Source organism: Pararhizobium sp. PWRC1-1, from assembly GCF_049897905.1.
Classification (GTDB): Bacteria; Pseudomonadota; Alphaproteobacteria; order Rhizobiales; family Rhizobiaceae; genus Pararhizobium.
Map to the genome: position 1 here is coordinate 155125 of NZ_JAFCXE010000014.1, position 16835 is coordinate 171959.

The 16835-nt window shown below is 60.5% G+C and carries 13 protein-coding genes; 6 read left to right on the top strand and 7 right to left on the bottom strand.

The genetic code is table 11. The features are described 5' to 3' along the window. The first annotated feature begins 47 nt into the window (after positions 1-47). A complete protein-coding gene (locus ACP7E0_RS21375) occupies positions 48-1301 on the top strand; it encodes an MFS transporter (protein WP_426127590.1) in 1254 nt (417 codons plus the stop codon). A gap of 39 nt (positions 1302-1340) precedes the next feature. On the opposite strand, the gene ACP7E0_RS21380 is transcribed toward ACP7E0_RS21375, so the two are convergent. Then, positions 1341-2360 carry a glycoside hydrolase family 25 protein gene (locus tag ACP7E0_RS21380; protein WP_426127592.1) on the bottom strand — a complete coding sequence of 340 codons (1020 nt, stop codon included), beginning with the start codon at positions 2358-2360 and terminating at the stop codon, positions 1341-1343. Between the two features lie 842 nt (positions 2361-3202). Here ACP7E0_RS21380 and ggt point away from each other — a divergent pair. Further along, complete coding sequence (gene ggt / locus ACP7E0_RS21385; RefSeq protein ID WP_426127672.1) at positions 3203-4942, top strand: gamma-glutamyltransferase; 1740 nt, start codon at positions 3203-3205, stop codon at positions 4940-4942. Positions 4943-5067: 125 nt separating this feature from the next. Here the strand turns inward: ggt and guaD are convergent, their stop codons facing one another. After that, the gene (guaD, locus tag ACP7E0_RS21390; RefSeq protein WP_426127594.1) at positions 5068-6402 is read right to left on the bottom strand and encodes a guanine deaminase; all 1335 of its coding nucleotides are present in this window, start codon (positions 6400-6402) and stop codon (positions 5068-5070) included. Next, positions 6399-7634, bottom strand: a complete 1236-nt coding sequence (locus ACP7E0_RS21395; RefSeq protein ID WP_426127596.1) for a urate hydroxylase PuuD — start codon at positions 7632-7634, stop codon at positions 6399-6401. Before ACP7E0_RS21395 ends, guaD begins: the two co-directional genes overlap by 4 nt. 135 nt (positions 7635-7769) lie before the next feature. Between ACP7E0_RS21395 and ACP7E0_RS21400 the strand changes: the two genes are divergently transcribed. Then, a complete protein-coding gene (locus tag ACP7E0_RS21400) occupies positions 7770-8684 on the top strand; it encodes a LysR substrate-binding domain-containing protein (protein WP_426127598.1) in 915 nt (304 codons plus the stop codon). A 3-nt stretch (positions 8685-8687) separates the two neighbouring features. Here ACP7E0_RS21400 and xdhC read toward each other — a convergent pair whose 3' ends face one another. The 4 genes from xdhC to uraH are packed head-to-tail and all read right to left on the bottom strand — an operon-like array spanning position 8688 to position 13741. Beyond that, on the bottom strand, positions 8688-9551 hold the full coding sequence (xdhC, locus tag ACP7E0_RS21405) for a xanthine dehydrogenase accessory protein XdhC (protein ID WP_426127600.1): 864 nt from the start codon (positions 9549-9551) through the stop codon (positions 8688-8690). Between the two features lie 5 nt (positions 9552-9556). Continuing rightward, positions 9557-11893 (bottom strand): xanthine dehydrogenase molybdopterin binding subunit, encoded by a 2337-nt coding sequence (gene xdhB, locus ACP7E0_RS21410; RefSeq protein ID WP_426127602.1) that lies wholly within the window; start codon positions 11891-11893, stop codon positions 9557-9559. Positions 11894-11902: 9 nt separating this feature from the next. Then, complete coding sequence (gene xdhA / locus ACP7E0_RS21415) at positions 11903-13378, bottom strand: xanthine dehydrogenase small subunit (RefSeq protein WP_426127604.1); 1476 nt, start codon at positions 13376-13378, stop codon at positions 11903-11905. A gap of 3 nt (positions 13379-13381) precedes the next feature. Continuing rightward, positions 13382-13741, bottom strand: coding sequence for a hydroxyisourate hydrolase (uraH, locus tag ACP7E0_RS21420; RefSeq protein ID WP_426127606.1), 360 nt, complete (start codon positions 13739-13741; stop codon positions 13382-13384). Between the two features lie 165 nt (positions 13742-13906). Here uraH and puuE point away from each other — a divergent pair, with 165 nt between their 5' ends. The 3 genes from puuE (at position 13907) to ACP7E0_RS21435 (ending at position 16737) form a co-directional block, all read left to right on the top strand. After that, entirely contained in the window at positions 13907-15325 is a 1419-nt protein-coding gene (puuE, locus tag ACP7E0_RS21425) for an allantoinase PuuE (RefSeq protein ID WP_426127608.1), read from the top strand. 10 nt (positions 15326-15335) lie between these two features. Next, the gene (locus ACP7E0_RS21430; RefSeq protein WP_426127610.1) at positions 15336-15821 is read left to right on the top strand and encodes an ureidoglycolate lyase; all 486 of its coding nucleotides are present in this window, start codon (positions 15336-15338) and stop codon (positions 15819-15821) included. A 325-nt stretch (positions 15822-16146) separates the two neighbouring features. Further along, positions 16147-16737, top strand: coding sequence for a hypothetical protein (locus tag ACP7E0_RS21435; RefSeq protein ID WP_426127612.1), 591 nt, complete (start codon positions 16147-16149; stop codon positions 16735-16737). Positions 16738-16835: the final 98 nt, after the last annotated feature.

Genomic DNA, 16835 nt, shown 5'->3' on the forward strand with positions numbered 1-16835 from the left:
TGGCAGCCGACATCCGCAGATTCGCGATTGCCTCTCGGGAGGAACGAATGGAACACGAAAAGCGGCGGTTGAACTATGTGCTGTTCCTGATTGTCAGCACCGGCCTCGTGTCGATCGCCCGCTCCATGTCGCTGGCGTTCCTGGCCATCAAGCTGCAGCAATCGTTTGGCTTGAGCCCAGCGATGATCGGCGCGCTGCTGGGTGTCGGCCCGCTTCTCGGTGCTCTCGCGGCTCCGTTCGCCGGGTCTTTGTCCGATAAGGTCGGCCGCAAATCGGTACTGATCATTACGCTGCTGGCGATGGCCCTTTCCCTTGCGGGCATGGGCATGGCGCAGACGGTGACCGCTTTCTGCCTGGCGCAGATCGTGTCCGCCATCGCCGTGGCGATCTATGAGCCGATCACGCGCGCCCTGATGAGCGACGTCTGCACGGAACCGTTGCGGCTCAAATATTTCACATGGCGTTATACGGCGATCAATGCCGGCTGGGCGATAGGCCCGCTAATCGGGGTCGCCGCCGGCGCAGCATCGTCCGGGCTTTTCCTGGCCGCGGCAGTGGTCTACGTCATTTTTGCCGCATTGTTCTACGCACGGACGATCCCGGTAGCGGAAACATCCACCAAACACCCGGCCGAGACACTATCGCTGCTTCAAAGCATCCGGGCAGCCGCGCGCGATCCCCGGCTGGCCTTTTTCGTCGGCGGTGGGACGCTGTTGATCGCGGTATACGGCCAATGGTCGGCGACACTTGCCCCCTATCTGACCGGCAGCATGGATGGCGGCGTCGAAATCTTCGCTTATCTCGTATCGATTCATGGCGCCGTCGTTCTGATCGGCAATCCCTTCGCCCGGCGCTTCATCGAGCGCGTCGGAGGTCTCGCCGCGCTGGTGGCCGGTTGCGTGCTATTCCTCGTCAGTGAAATCGGTTTTCTCGCCTCGGCCGGTTTTCTCGGCCTCGCGATCTCCATGGTGGTGTTCACAATCGGCGAAATCCTTGTCGTGCCATCGGAATATATGCTCGTCGATGGCATCGCCAATGATCGCAACAGAGGCAGCTATTTCGGAGCCCATTCGTTCTCGACGATCGGCAACTTTGTTGGACCGACACTCGGCGGCCTGATGCTCGGGGCATTCGGCGGTGCTGGAATGTTTCTTCTTTACGCCGGTTTGGCAGCCGCCGCTGCGGTCCTCTTTGCACTCGGAACCCGCATGCCGCCGCCGGGCACGCCGGCGAAGGTCCGCTTTGCCGCGGCCTCAGCCCCCGTTACGACCACGCATCTTCGCGGCTCGGCTGCGGTTTGATCGCATCGACCAGAAACAAGACAGGCACCGCAATGGCCATCAGTTCCGCGCTACCCAATCATGCCAGTCGGCTTCGCTGCCGCGGAACACGTTGAGATCGATCCGGCCTTCGACACCATGCGAAAGCCCCGAGCCCGAATATTGCCAGAACAGCCACTTGCGGCCCGGATAGACCTCCGACGGGTGTGCTGCCACCGAGCGCAGCCAGAACGGATAGTCCTTGAATTCGCCTGTCAGATTGTCGCGGTAGAAATCTGGTGCGGTGTAGATCACCGGGCGCTTGCCGTAGTGGCGCTCCAGCTTGTCCATGAAGACCTGCATCTTCTCGATCGCCTTGGCCCGCGACAGACGGTACTTGCAGCTCGATTCGCCGTTATATTCGACGTCGATTACCGGCGGCAGCGCATCGGGATCGCGCGGCACGTTGCGGATGAACCAGTCGGCCTGTTCGCCGGCTGTCCGGCACCAGTAAAAGAAATGATAGGCGCCGCGCTTCAGCCCGGCATCCTTTGCCCGCTTCCAGTTGGTCTTGAACATCGGATCGAGATGGTCGCCGCCGTCGGTCGCCTTGATATAGGCGAAGTTCGCCCCTTGCGTGCGCAGTCTTGCCCAGTCCATCTCGCCCTGCCAGCGCGACACGTCGACGCCATGCACCGCAAGCTTGCGCGGCGAGGCCTTGCCGAAGTTGATCGGATGCGCATCGCGGAATTGCCGGCCATAGATTTGCGCGCGCCGGATGCGCGAAGCGCCGCTCGTCGGGTTTTCCGGCATGATCATTGCTACCGGCCGTTCAGCCGGAACAGCCATGCCTTCGGTCGTCACGGATTCGAAAGCCTGCGACTGCGGGATCTGCCCTGCCCATGCCAGTTGCTCGGGATGATTTTCAGCTTGCGCAATCACATCGCCGACATCGGCCGTGGGCACCGGCGCCTGCCCGACGGAACTGGTCGTCTCCTTCGACGGCAGCCCGGCCACCAGGCTTTCCGGCCCGGAACTCGATGTGCAGCCCGCCACAAGGAGGCCGGCAAGAATGATCGCTGGAACAGCCGAAAAACGCATAGGAACCCGTACGCAAAACGATAAAAAGGCGGCACCCGCCCCACTGCCTTCAATTCCTAACGGAAAATTACCAACAAAGATTGAATCCGATCTTACTTACATACAAAGAGTGGGGAAAGGCGGGAGAAGGCGGGGTATTTTTGATATTGAGTCAGTCTCGATGCGGCGGCCTCGCACTGATCTCTGGCCTCCTCCTGCTCAACCAACAAATTTCACTCCCCGCAAATCACCGCCCTCAAACCCGTGCCATACTTCTTCCCGTCCGATTACGGATATACCGGTTTGCGTTGGCGCGGTGGTGGGGCCGGTGCCCGGATGGTTTGGCTGAACGCGCGCGAAATCCCTGGGGCCGTGTGAACACCTCCGGTTCGCAAATGAGCCGGGCGTGCCGGGTAGCCAAACCACGGGCGGTTTACGCCGCCGGACGGTTTTGCCGTCAAAGGGTCCAGGGCTAAACCCCGCCGCATTGCAAGGCCGGGCGGATAAACGGCCGGGCCGGGGCACTGGAGGCTTTCCCTTGAAATAGGAAAGCGCAGAAGAACCCCGAGAAGCGCAGCAAAAGACACTGAACGGGGCGCCGGAGGGCGTCATATAGACTTATATAGCTCCGGCACTTTCCAGCGCCCCGGCCAAGTCAGCATCAGAGAATACCACGGCGGATTTTTCCGGGCGAGGCTGCGGGTCGTTGCGGGGACAGTCATCGCCCTCTTCTCCTCGAGGCGAGCATGAAGACGCGTTACCGCTCTTCCGGTCCTGCAGCAGTTTTCCGTCCTCGGAGGATGGCATTGCCGACCAATCTCGGCAAAGATGGCTCCTTCGAACAGTGGAACCGGGAGAACACCATGATACCCGTCACCCCTCGCAGCATCTTTGCCGCCCTCATCATTGCACTTCAGCCCCTGCAACCAGCCTTCGCCGCTTCGCCCGAGCCAATCAAGGCCGAGCACGGCATGGTCGTCACCGCCCAACATCTCGCCTCCGATGTCGGCGTTGATATCCTCAAGAAGGGTGGAAACGCCGTCGATGCGGCCGTTGCCGTCGGCTATGCCCTGGCCGTCGTCTATCCGACCGCCGGCAATATCGGCGGCGGCGGGTTCATGACCATCCGGCTGAAGGACGGAAGGACCTCCTTCCTCGATTTCCGCGAACGCGCGCCACTCGCCTCGACCAAGACCATGTATCTCGACGACAAGGGCGAGATCGTCAAGGGTGCCAGCACCAACGGCTATCTGGCGGTCGGCGTTCCCGGCTCCGTCATGGGCTTCGAGACGGCACGTGAAAAATACGGCACGCTTTCGCGCGAGGAGCTGCTGGCGCCCGCTATCCGCCTTGCCAAGGACGGTTTCGTCCTCGATCAGGGCGACGTCGTCTCGCTCGGCAACGGCGCGAAAAAACTTTCCAAGGACAAGGCCGCCGCCGCGATCTTCCTAAAGCCGGACGGCAAGACGTTTTCCATCGGCGAAACGCTGGTTCAGCCGAAGCTGGCGGCGAGCTTAACCAGCATTTCGGAAAAAGGCCCGGACGCCTTCTATAGGGGCGCCATCGCCGAGGATATCGTCAAGGCGAGCGCGACGACCGGCGGCATTCTCGCCAAGGCCGATTTCGAGCAATATACCGTGCGCGAACTTAAACCCGTGACCTGCAATTATCGCGGCTACGAGATCGCCTCCTCGCCGCCGCCAAGCTCGGGCGGCGTCATCATCTGCGAAATCCTTAACGTGCTGGAAGGCTATCCGCTGCCCTATCTCGGCCATGGCTCGGCGGAAGCAGTCCATGCCATGATCGAGGCCATGCGCCACGCCTATGTCGACCGGAACTCGGCGCTCGGCGATCCGGATTTCGTCGAAAACCCGGTCGAAAAGCTCACCGACAAGGCCTATGCCAAGGAAATCCGCGCCAAGATCAATCCGTTCAAGGCCGGAATTTCGAAGGACCTGATGCCAACGGGCATGGGCGAAAGCACCGAGACGACGCATTATTCGATCATCGACGACGACGGCAATGCTGTGGCAGTCACCTATACGCTGAACGGTTCCTTCGGCGCCGGAGTCGTGGCGCCCGGAACCGGCATCCTGCTCAACAATGAGATGGACGATTTCACTTCCAAACCAGGCTCGCCCAACCTATACGGCCTCGTCCAGGGCGAGGCCAACGCGATCGCGCCGAAGAAGACGCCGCTTTCCTCGATGAGCCCGACGATCATATCGAAGGACGGCAAGCCGTTCATGGTCATCGGCAGCCCCGGCGGCGCCCGCATCATCACCGTCACGCTGGAGGCGATCATCAACGTCATTGACCACGGCATGAGCATCCAGGAAGCCATCGACGCGCCCCGCATCCATCATCAATGGCTGCCCGATAAGGTCTATATGGAGCCCTTCGCCCTGTCGTCGGACACGTTGAAGCTGCTGACCGAGATGGGCCATGACGTCCAGATCGATGCCAGCTGGCCGATCTGGGGTCAGGCCGCCGGCATCCTGGTCGGCGGCAAGAATCTCCCCGAAATCGAGGAAGGCGGCGGCGCGCGGTACAATGGCGCCATGGACAGCCGGGCGGCGTCGGGGGCGGCACGAGGGTATTGACGTGGATCACCTTGCGAGGGGGTTGGCATGCATCCCCGAAGCCTGCCCCTTACCCGCCCTGCCGGACATGCTCTTGCCTGCTAGAATAGGAGGGAGACCCGGCCCCCCAAGCAGAAGACAGGCGCTCACACCGTCTCCAGCGCCCGCGCCGCAGCACCGGCCTTGCGCTTCTTCATCGCCTTGCCGGCCACATAGACCTCGGCGACACAACGATCATCGCCCATAGTCTGCAGGATGAACAATTCGTCGGTCAGCGATTTCGCCGTCCGCATGCGCAGTTCCATCGCCGATTTACCGCTGGAATCGAGCACGACCATATCGGCGTCGGCACCGGCATGCAACGAGCCGATGCGGTCCTGAAGCCCCAGCGCCCGGGCATTGCCGAGCGTCATGCGGTAGAAGGAATTGAGCGGCGACAGGCGTTGGCCCTGCAAGTGCAGCACCTTGTAGGCCTCGTCCATCGTTTCCAGCATGGAGAAGCTGGTCCCAGCCCCGACATCGGTTGCCACCGACCAGCGGGCGCCGAGCCGGTCGAACCGGTCGCGGTCGAACAGGCCGGAGCCGAGAAAGAGGTTGGACGTTGGGCAGAACACGCCGACCGCCCCGGTCTCGGCCAGCACCGAAATCTCCCGGTCGCTCAGATAGATGCAGTGCCCGAGCAGCGTCTTGTCCGTCAAAAGATCGTAGCGAGCATAGATGTCGGTATAGTCCTTCGCATCCGGATAGAGCGAGGTGGCAAAGGCGATCTCGTCCTTGTTTTCGGAGAGATGCGTCTGCACGTAGCAATCGCGGTGTTCGGCGACCAGCGCCCGGGACATTTCCATCTGGTCCGGTGTCGAGGTAATGGCAAAGCGCGGGCTGATCGCATAATGCGCCCGGCCCCGGCCATGCCATTTGCCGATCAGCCGCTTGGTCTCGTCATAGCCCTGTTGCGGCGTGTCGCGCAGCGCATCCGGCGCATTACGGTCCATCATCACCTTGCCGCCGACCATCAGCATGCCGCGCTGTTCGGCCGCCGTGAAATAGGCGTCAACGCTCTGCGGATGCACCGAACAATAGGCAACTGCCGTCGTCGTGCCGTTCGACAAGAGCTCGTCCATGAACCGTCCGGCGATGAAGGCCGCATGCTCCGGTTCGGCGAATTTCTGTTCCTCAACGAAAATATAAGTGTTCAGCCATTCGAGCAGTTGCGCGCCATAGGACGCGATCGCCTGCGTCTGCGGGAAATGCAAATGCATATCGATCAGCCCGGGCAGGATGAGATGCGGCCGGTGATCGGCCACCGCAACGCCGGGACCGGCAGTCTTGCTGATATCGGCAAAATCGCCGATGGCTGCGATCTTTCCATCGCGAACCAGAACCGCGCCATCGTCCACGGTCAGATAAGATGCGGTATCATCGATCCTCTGGGGCTCATTGATAAAGGTCAGCACCCGTCCACGGATCAGCAGTTCGCTCATTGGGTTTTTCCTCCGTTCACAACTGTCTCGTACCAGGCGGCCAGCAGCTTGCGCTCATCGTCGGTCACGGCGGTTACGTTGGCCGGCGGCATCGCATGCGAACGTCCGGCCTGCAGGTAGATTTCGCGCGCATGGTTGGCGATCTGGGCATCGCTCTCCAGCACCACGCCCTTCGGCGGCTTGATCATGCCTTCCCAGCCCGGCTCCTGCGCATGACACATGGCACAGCGGCCAAGGATCGTATCGCGCACCTTCGAAAAGGCCTCCGCCTTAACAAAAGGCTGCTGTGCGGCCGAAACCTGTTCCGGCCGACCGGTCAGGATTTTCGGCACGGTCGAAAGCCACATGATGACGATGAACAAAAGCACGGTGGCAAGCCAGGTCCAGGTCGGATTTCCGGCATTGGCGTGACGGGTGTTGAAATAGTGCCGGATGGTAACGCCCATAAGGAACACCAGCGAGGCGATGATCCAGTTGAACTGCGTGCCAAAAGCCAGCGGATAATGGTTCGACAGCATCAGAAACAGCACGGGCAACGTCAGGTAGTTGTTGTGCGTCGAGCGCTGCTTGGCGATCCGGCCGTATTTCGCATCCGGCGTGCGGCCCGCGATGAGGTCGGCAACGACGATGCGCTGGTTCGGCATAATGATGAAGAAGACGTTGGCCGACATGATTGTCGCCGTGAAGGCGCCGAGATGCAGAAAGGCGGCACGGCCGGTGAACAGCTGCGTGTAACCCCAGGCAACCGCGACCAGGATGAAGTAGAGCGCAACCATCAGCCGGGTATTGTCATTGCCGAAGGGCGACTTGCAAAGCAGGTCGTAGATGATCCAGCCGAAAGCAAGCGAGGCAAGCGAAATGCCGATGGCGACAGGCTTGGAGACATCCAGAACGTTCGGATCGATCAGGTAGAGATCGGCACCGGCATAATAGACAAGACACAGCATGCCGAAACCGGAAAGCCAGGTGACGTAGCTCTCCCATTTGAACCAGATCAGATGTTCCGGCATGTTGGACGGCGCCACGAGATACTTCTGGATATGGTAGAAGCCACCGCCATGCACCTGCCACTCCTCGCCATACGCACCGGCCGGAAGGTCCGGACGCTTGCGCAGGCCAAGATCGAGGGCGACGAAATAGAACGACGAGCCGATCCAGGCGATGGCGGTGATGACGTGGAGCCAGCGGACGGCGAAGGTCAGCCAATCCCAGGCAATGGCGTATTCATACATAAGGGCCTCCCTGTTTGGGAAGCTTCTGCCATCCTGCGATCTTCGCCGAAATGCCGGTTAATCCCCAACACTTTCAAAAAAATCTATAAGATCACCCCCGCTGTGGTCGGTTACTGCCTGTGGTAGAAGGGTGTCATGTCCTATCTCGATAATATCCGCGTCTTCGTCCGCGTCGTTGAACTCGGCACTCTTTCCTCCGCCGGCCGCGACCAGCGGGTAACGCCTGCCGTCGCCAGCAACCGTATCAAGGAGCTGGAAAAACACCTTGGCGTGCGCCTGTTCAACCGCACCACCCGCAAGCTGTCGCCGACCGAACATGGCAGGGTGTTCTACCTCGGTGCCGTCAAGATCATCGAGGCCGTCAACGAGGCAGAGAGCGCCATCGCCGATCTCTCGCACAATCCGAAGGGATCGCTGCGCATCACCGCCCCGCTCGGCATCGGCCGCCGCCTGATTGCCTCAGGCATCCCGGAATTCCACGATAAATACCCGGATATCGAGGTGCGTGTGCGCCTCTCCGACCACAATGTCGACATCTTGAGCGAAGGCGTCGATGTCGCCTTCAAGCTCGGGGTGCTGGAGGATTCCAATCTTCGCATGCGCGGCATCCTCAACTGTCAGCGCGTCGTCTGCGCCGCTCCCGGCTATCTTGCCAAACGTGGCACACCGGACACTCCGGACGCGCTGATCGACGACAAGCACGACTGTCTGCTTTTGCGCTATCCGGGCTCGAAGGAATATTATTGGACCCTGCAAACGCCGGACGGCATTCGCAAGCTCGAAATCGGCGGCCCATACGATTCCGACGATGGCGACGTCTTGACCCAGTGGGCGCTCGAAGGCCGGGGCATCATCAACAAGCCGCTGTTCGAGGTGAAAGCACACCTCAATGACGGCACGCTGGTCGAAATCCTGAAAGACACCCCGCCCGCCAGCGTCCAACTCGCCGCGATTTACCCGCACAAGCGCTTCCAGGACCCAAAAGTCCGACTGATGATCGATTTTATGGCCGAACGCTGTCAGCGGATGATCGGCAAGATGCTGGAGTAGAGACTACCGTGCGCTCACCGTGGCGCGGTTGCTTCGCGCGGTCACGACTTTGGCCACATCCTGATTGAGCGCCGCAGTCATGATCTCCGCTGCGGCCAGAGCGGCAATCACCGCCGGCCGTTTGTCCTTCACCGCAGTGCCGCCGATCGGGCAGATCAGGCGGTCGAAAAGTTCGGGGCGGCCGACGTCGTGGGAGAGCCAGTTCTTGAAGGTCGCGCGTTTAGTCTTCGAGCCGATCATGCCGACATAGGCGGCATCGTCGCGGCGCAGGGCCTCGGCGGTGATGAGAAAATCGAGCGCATGATCATGGGTGAGGATGACGAACGAGCTGCCTGCCGGGGCGTCACGGACCAGGGCCTCCGGCATCGCTGTCAGGCAGGTTTCGATGCCGGGCACATTGGACGCCGAGAGCTCCTGTTCGCGGGTATCGACGAGAATGATGCGTAAGGGGACCAGCGACAGCGCCATGGCAAGCGCATCGCCGACATGGCCGGCGCCGAAGACATAGACATGCGGACGTGACGCCATTTCGCGATCGCTGCGGGCAATCAGAAACAGGGCGAGTTCAGTGTTCATAGCCGTGAACGAAAGCCCGACGCGGCCGCCGCAACACTGGCCGATTTCGGGGCCAAGCGGAACATTCATCGCTTCGGCCGGCACGCCCTGCCGCAGGCTGCGGCGCGCATGATCGATGGCCATGTATTCCAGTTGACCGCCGCCAATGGTGCCGAACAGGCCTTCGGCCGCCACCAGCATCCAGGCATCGGTATCGCGCGGCGTCGAGCCGGCAGCACCCGTCACCTCGACGAACACGCAGTCCGGCTCGCGGCGCAAGAATTCCCTGATGTCTTCGCGCTTAGCGGCCATGCCATTCACCCGTTCTTTGCCGCGCGGCGCAGCCGCTCGATGGCAAGCAACACCCGTTCCGGCGTTGCCGGCGCATCGAGGCGCGGTGCAATACGATACTCCGCAACGCTCGCCGCCGCCATCGAGATCGCTTCCAAAACCGAGATCGGCAGCATGAATGGCGGCTCGCCGACAGCCTTGGAACGACGGATCGTCTCCTCGCGATTGACAGACCATTCGGCCAGCTTGACGTTGAAGATACGCGGCCGGTCGGAGGCGAGCGGGATCTTATAGGTTGACGGCGCATGGGTGCGCAGCCGTCCTTTGGCATCCCACCACAGTTCTTCCGTCGTCAGCCAGCCCATGCCCTGCACAAAAGCACCCTCGACCTGGCCGATATCCAGCGCTGGGTTCAGAGACGTGCCGACGTCGTGCAGCACGTCACTGCGATCCACCTGATACTCGCCGGTCAACGTATCGACGCTGACTTCGGAGCAGGAGGCACCATAGGCGTAGTAGAAGAATGGCCGACCCCGGCCCTCGGAACGATTCCAATGGATCTTCGGCGTCTTGTAGAAACCGGCTGCCGAAAGCTGAATGCGCGATCCATAGGCGATCCTGATGAACTCCCCGAAAGGAATGCGTTCGGCGCCGATGCGGATCGTGTTCGGCTCGAAGGCGACATCGTTTTCGCTGACGCCCCAGCGCATGGCAGCAAAGGTGACCAACCTTGCCTTGATCTGCTGCGCCGCATTGGCGGCCGCCATGCCGTTAAGGTCAGTGCCGGAAGACGCGGCGGTCGCTGATGTGTTCGGCACCTTGCCGGTGGTCGTTGCCGTTACCTTGATCCGGTTGAGATCGACCTGGAACTCATCGGCCACCACCTGAGCAATCTTGGTGTAGAGCCCCTGCCCCATCTCCGTGCCGCCATGGTTGAGATGGATCGAACCATCGGCATAGACATGTACCAGCGCGCCGGCCTGATTGTATTCCGTCTTGGTGAACGAGATGCCGAACTTCACCGGCGTCAGCGCAATACCGCGCTTGATCACGCTGCTCTTGCGATTGAAAGCCAGCACTTCCGCGCGCCGCGCCGCATAATCGCAGGACGTTTCCAGTTCCTCGATGATACGGCCGATGATATTGTCTTCGACGGTCTGGTGATAGGGCGTGAGGTTGCGCCCCTCGCCGCCGTAAAAATTCAGTTTGCGGATGTCGAGTGGATCCTTGCCGAGCGCATAGGCGACGTCCTCGATCATCCGCTCGCCGCCGACCATGCCCTGCGGGCCGCCGAAACCGCGGAAGGCGGTGTTGGAAACGGTGTTGGTCTTCAGCGGCCGCGAACGCAGCCGGACATGCGGATAGAAATAGCAATTGTCGGCATGAAACAGAGCACGGTCCGTGACCGGGCCGGAAAGGTCGGCCGAGAAGCCGCAACGGGCCGAAAACGTCGCATCGACAGCCTCGATGCGGCCATCGTCGTCATAGCCCACCTTGTAGCCGACATGGAAGTCGTGGCGCTTTCCGGTCGCCGTCATGTCGTCGTCGCGGTCGGGCCGGATTTTGACTGCACAACGATATTTCTTCGCTGCGAGCGCTGCGACGGCAGCAAACAGGTTTGCCTGCGTTTCCTTGCCGCCGAAGGCGCCGCCCATGCGGCGGACATTGATGGTGACGGCATTGGACGCAACGCCAAGCACCTGGCCGACCATATGCTGGGTTTCGCTTGGATGCTGAGTCGAGGAATAGAGCGTGATCTCGTCGTCTTCGCCGGGAATGGCAAAGGAAATCTGGCCTTCGAGGTAGAAATGATCCTGCCCGCCAACCCGCATCTCGCCTTCGAGAATGTTCTTTGCCTTGGCGAACCCGGCCGCGATATCGCCACGCTCCAGCTTCAGCGGATCGATGACCAGCGGATAATTGGCGGCGGCCGCTTCGAGCACGTCGGTGACATGCGGCAGGTCGCGGTACTCGATCTTGACCTTGGCGGCAGCGCGACGGGCCGCATCGCGGGTTTCGGCAATGACGGCAAAGATCGGCTGGCCGTGGAACTCGACCTTTCCGGTCGCAAAGACCGGGTCGTCATGCTTGTGAGCCGGGCTGACATCGTTTTCGCCAGGAATGTCGTCGGCCGTCAGGATACCGATCACCCCGGGCGCGGAATTGACGGCGTCAAAATCGATCGACAAGATCTCGGCATGGGCGCGTTGCGAAAGCCCGAGATAGGCATGCAGGGTGCCGGCGGGTTCGGGAATATCGTCGATATATTCAGCGGTGCCCGTCACATGCTTGTGGCCGGATTCGTGGCGCTCGTTTTCGTGGACACCACCGCGGATGCGGTCGATTGGCTTCATGACGTTCATGGTCTTCTCCTACACGGCCTGTTTGCGGTCAAGCCGCACCGGCTCATCGCCCTGCGATTCCAGATAGAAACGGCGCAGAAGGTTTTTTGCGACCAGCAGCCGGTAGTCGGCGGTTGCGCGCCAGTCGGTCAGTGGCGTGTAGTCCTTGCCAAGCGCGTCCATGGCGGCTTCGACGGTCGCTTCCGTCCAATCGGCAGCGATCAACGCGGCTTCGGCGTTGTCAGCCCGCTTCGGCGTTCCGGCCATGCCGCCAAATGCGATGACAGCATCGGAAACTCTGCCATTCTCATCGACAGTCAAGCGGAAGGCGCCGCAGACGGCGGAAATGTCCTCGTCCAGCCGCTTGGTGATCTTGTAGACCGCATAGCGCGCTTTCTCGTTCAGGAACGGGATGCGCACCGCTTCGACGAACTCGCCGGGCTGACGGTCCTGTTTGCCGTATTCGATGAAATAGCTTTCGAGCGGCACTGTGCGGCTTACCTTGCCCTTGCGCAGCACGACGGACCCACCAAGCGCGATCAGCGCTGGCGGTGTGTCGCCGATCGGCGAACCGTTGGCGATATTGCCGCCGATCGTGCCCATGTTGCGCACCTGCTGGCCGCCGATGCGGTTCCACAATTCGACGAGCTGTGGGAAGTGTTTCGAGATCAGCGGAAAGGATTCGGTGTAGCTGACACCTGCGCCGAGGGTGATGCCGGTCTCGTCGACGGTGATACGTCGCAATTCGTCGAGATGGCTGAGATGCACGACCGGCGCGATATCACGCATGAATTTCGTCACCCACAGACCGACATCGGTGGAACCGGCGACGATGCGGGCCTTCGGTTCCGCCTCATAGATCTCGGCAAGATCATCGACCGAGGCTGGCAGAAGAAAACGCTCAGAGCCTTCGCCGATCTCGACGCGTTTGCCGTCCTTCAGCGCTTCCAGCTTCTGAACGATCGTTGCGCGTTCCGCAACCAGCGGGTCCCGGTCGAGATCGCCGATCACCGAGACCGCTTCCGCGGCCCGCAGGATGGCGGCATAGCCGGTGCAGCGACAGAGATTGCCCTGCAATGCCGTCTCGATCTCCGCTACCGACGGCTTCGGATTTTCCATCCAGAGGCCATAGAGCGACATGACGAAGCCGGGCGTGCAGAAGCCGCATTGCGAGGCATGCGTATCGACCATCGCCTGCTGCACCGGATGCAGCGGGCCGCCGGGCACGGCGAGTGAATCCACCGTGACGATATGGCAGCCGTCGAGCGAGCCGACGAAACGGATGCAAGCATTGACGCTCTCGTATTTCAGCTGCCCATCCAGCAGGCGGCCGACCAGCACCGTGCATGCGCCGCAATCGCCTTCGGCGCAGCCTTCCTTGGTGCCGCGCAGATTGCGGTCGAGCCGCAGGAAATCGAGCAAGGTCTGGACCGCCGATACGGCTGAGAGTTCGACCAGGCGGTGATTGAGCAGGAAACGGATGGAACTGCGGATCTGCACGGTCATGGCTTAGCTCCCGCGATAGGTCGAATAGCTGTAGGGCGACAGCAGGAGCGGCACGTGGTAGTGGGCGGACGCATCTGCGACACCGAAACGGATGGGGATGATATTGAGAAATGCGATCTCACTGTCTTTTTGGCCGAGATAAGCACCAGCGTGAAAGCGCAGTTCGTAGATGCCACATGTCATGGCATCGCCGCTCAGCAGCGGCGCATCGCAACGGCCGTCGTTATTGGTGCGGGTCGAGCCGATCTTCTCGGCGCTCTCACCGTCGATGCGAAAGAGATCGATGCGCAGGTTCTCGGCGGGCTTGCCAAGCGTCGTGTCGAGCACGTGGGTCGTCAGCCGGCCGGCTGTTCCAGATTGCATGCGTTTCACCTCCCAAAGACTGCATTCATTCGGCCACTATCCGCCACCTCACTTCCCTGCGGTAGCGGGCTGATCGTTCGAGACTTTCAAAATTTTGAGGGGGAATGGCGCGCGCGATTTGCGGTTAGAAATCGGCCAATCGAACATTTTGGGAGGAATGATTTCATGCGATATCTACGCGATCTACAGGGTTACGGCGCTACCGCACCAAACGCCGCCTGGCCGGACGAAGCCCGCATCGCCGTTCAGTTCGTCATCAATTACGAGGAAGGCGGCGAAAACTGCGTGCTGCATGGCGACATTGCATCGGAAGCTTTCCTATCGGAGATCGTCGGCGCCAGCGCATGGGCGGGCCAGCGCCACTGGAACATGGAATCGATCTATGAATATGGTGCCCGCGCCGGCTTCTGGCGGCTGCATCGGCTGCTGACCCAGCGCGATGTTCCAGTCACCGTCTATGGTGTCGCAACCGCCCTGAAACGTTCCCCCGAACAGGTGGCGGCTATGCAGAGTGCGGGCTGGGAAATTGCCTCGCACGGGCTGAAATGGGTCGAGCACAAGGATATGGACCCGGCAGAAGAGCGCAAGCAGATCGCAGAAGCGATCCGGCTGCATAAAGTTGTCACCGGCGAACGGCCGCGCGGCTGGTACACCGGCAGGTGTTCGGAAAATACCGTCGATCTCGTGACCGAAGAAGGCGGTTTTGCCTATGTCTCCGACAGCTATGCCGATGACCTACCCTATTGGCATGAGCACGACGGCAAGCACCAGCTGGTCATTCCCTATACGCTCGATACCAACGACATGCGCTTTGCCACGCCCCAAGGGTTCAACAGCGGCGACCAGTTCTTCAGCTACCTGAAGGATACGTTCGACGTGCTCTATGCCGAAGGCGCTCAGGGTGCGCCAAAGATGATGAATATCGGCCTGCATTGCCGCCTAGTCGGACGGCCGGGACGCGCGGCGGCCCTTGCCCGGTTCATCGATTATGTGAAGAGCCATGACAAGGTCTGGATCGCCCGCCGTATCGATATTGCCGATCATTGGGCAAAGGCATTTCCATTCAAGCCGAATGAAAATCGGCCATCGCGTCTTTCGGAAGAGGCTTTCGTTGCGCGCTTCGGCGGCGTCTTTGAACATTCGGACTGGATCGCCAAGCGGGCCTTCGCAGGCGAACTCGGCGCGGCCAACGATACCGCGTTAGGCCTGCATGCGGCTTTGGCAGCCGTCTTTCGCGGCGCGAGCGAAACGGAGCGGCTGGCGGTGCTCAACGCCCACCCGGATCTCGCCGGAAAACTTGCACGGGCCAAGCGCCTGACTGAAAGCTCGAACAGCGAACAGGCATCTGCCGGGCTCGACGCGCTTACGAACGCAGAGCGCGAACAGTTCAACATTCTCAATGGCCGCTACGTGAAAACGTTTGGCTTCCCCTTCATCATCGCCGTCCGCGGCCTTGGCAAGGTCGACATTCTGGCGGCCTTCCAGCGCCGCATCGGCAATGACTGGCAGACCGAATTTCAAACGGCCTGCAGCCAGGTCGAGCGGATCGCTCTGCTGCGCCTGACCGACATGCTGCCGAACTGAGGGGGAAACGATGAAGACGATTGATACTCGGCCGCTGACCCGCGAGGCTTTCGCGCCGTTTGGCGAAGTACTGGAAGCCGAAGGCGCGCACCATTTCCCGATCAATGCGGGCAAATGCGTGCGTTATCATGATCTCGCCAGGATCGAGACGACCGGCGAGAAGGCCCGGCCGATGATCAGCCTGTTGCGCGGCGAGCCCTATCCGCTGCCACTGGAACTCGGCATGGTCGAGCGCCACCCTTTCGGCAGCCAAGCCTTCATTCCACTTAGCCAACACCCGTTCCTCGTTGTCGTTGCCGAGGAAACGCCGGACGGCCCGGGCGAGCCGATCGCCTTCAAGACAGCGCCCGGCCAAGGCGTCAATATCGGCCGCAACGTCTGGCACGGCATCCTCACACCGCTTGATGGTATCTCCGATTTTGCCGTCATCGACCGCGCCGGCGAGGGCGTCAATCTGGAGGAGCATTTTTATAAGACGCCGTTTTTGATCCGGTGAACTTTCCCAGCATTTGGAAGGCGGGGCCATCGCCTGGCGTACGCCAGGTGGCAAATCAGCGACGCTGCGGCGGAAATTTCACACGAAACCAAGCATGGCATTCACTCAAAGCAGAATTTTGTGTCAGTGTTTTGCCCGCGTAAAGAATAGACTTCGCGAGCGTGCCAATCAACGCCGCAGACCGGCCCAACGAATGTTCTGTCACCGCCCACTCTATACAGCTAGAAAATTTTCTCGCGCCGTGCATTGTCTCTAGTTAAAGGTGCAGAGATTCGCACGCACACCAACATTACTCCAAAGTTCTTTCGTGGAGGAAAAATTCAATATGATCAAGACGCGCCTCGCTTTGTTGCTCATTGCATATTCGTTCTCTGGAGACGCAGTTGCGGCCGGTTGCCCATCGGCTGGCGATACCCAAAAAGGCTTCGTCCTCCAAACCCCGGGCGCGCGCAGCGAATTCCGACATGCTGAGGGAGGGATTGTCAAAACGGTCAATCATTTTGACGATTCGATTCAGGAAACGGTGTTCTCATTCGCCGGATTGTTCGATTTGGCTCGTTTCGGCAAGGAAGATCAACAGTTTGTCATGCACCCAACCTCTGATCTCAACCGCGTCCTGCCACTAAAAAAAGGGGTGACAAAGGTTACCTTCGCACGATTCGAACCAAATAACCTGCCGAGTGCGCCTTGGAGCCTCGAATTATCAGTGGATGGCGAGGAGACGTTTAACCTCGGGGCATGTGAATACAAAGTGCTCAGGATAAAGCAGATAACCAAGCAAGGTGAGGAGAAGATCGACGTCTATAGCTTTCTCTATTCGTCAGAACTCAAGGCGGTTTTAGCGAAGATTTATGGCGAAGGCACTGCGGATGAGTATACCGTCCGCTACGACAACATCCGATCACTTGCCCAATAGTGTTCCACGACTGCGTGTGCCGCCATCAATTTTTTGCACCAATCTCGGTCCTCCCATTCAGGCCCCAGCCATGGAAAAAGTTCTGCAGCGCGATGTCG

What these genes read in the sequence shown, in the direction of transcription:
- uraH (WP_426127606.1), bottom strand. Translation starts at nt 13,741, where the DNA reads ATGCAATCTGGAACAGCCGGCCGGCTGACGACCCACGTGCTCGACACG.
- puuE (WP_426127608.1), top strand. Translation starts at nt 13,907, where the DNA reads ATGCGATATCTACGCGATCTACAGGGTTACGGCGCTACCGCACCAAAC.
- guaD (WP_426127594.1), bottom strand. Translation starts at nt 6,402, where the DNA reads ATGAGCGAACTGCTGATCCGTGGACGGGTGCTGACCTTTATCAATGAG.
- ACP7E0_RS21400 (WP_426127598.1), top strand. Translation starts at nt 7,770, where the DNA reads ATGTCCTATCTCGATAATATCCGCGTCTTCGTCCGCGTCGTTGAACTC.
- ACP7E0_RS21435 (WP_426127612.1), top strand. Translation starts at nt 16,147, where the DNA reads ATGATCAAGACGCGCCTCGCTTTGTTGCTCATTGCATATTCGTTCTCT.
- xdhB (WP_426127602.1), bottom strand. Translation starts at nt 11,893, where the DNA reads ATGAACGTCATGAAGCCAATCGACCGCATCCGCGGTGGTGTCCACGAA.
- ACP7E0_RS21395 (WP_426127596.1), bottom strand. Translation starts at nt 7,634, where the DNA reads ATGTATGAATACGCCATTGCCTGGGATTGGCTGACCTTCGCCGTCCGC.
- xdhA (WP_426127604.1), bottom strand. Translation starts at nt 13,378, where the DNA reads ATGACCGTGCAGATCCGCAGTTCCATCCGTTTCCTGCTCAATCACCGC.
- xdhC (WP_426127600.1), bottom strand. Translation starts at nt 9,551, where the DNA reads ATGGCCGCTAAGCGCGAAGACATCAGGGAATTCTTGCGCCGCGAGCCG.
- ACP7E0_RS21430 (WP_426127610.1), top strand. Translation starts at nt 15,336, where the DNA reads ATGAAGACGATTGATACTCGGCCGCTGACCCGCGAGGCTTTCGCGCCG.
- ACP7E0_RS21380 (WP_426127592.1), bottom strand. Translation starts at nt 2,360, where the DNA reads ATGCGTTTTTCGGCTGTTCCAGCGATCATTCTTGCCGGCCTCCTTGTG.
- ACP7E0_RS21375 (WP_426127590.1), top strand. Translation starts at nt 48, where the DNA reads ATGGAACACGAAAAGCGGCGGTTGAACTATGTGCTGTTCCTGATTGTC.
- ggt (WP_426127672.1), top strand. Translation starts at nt 3,203, where the DNA reads ATGATACCCGTCACCCCTCGCAGCATCTTTGCCGCCCTCATCATTGCA.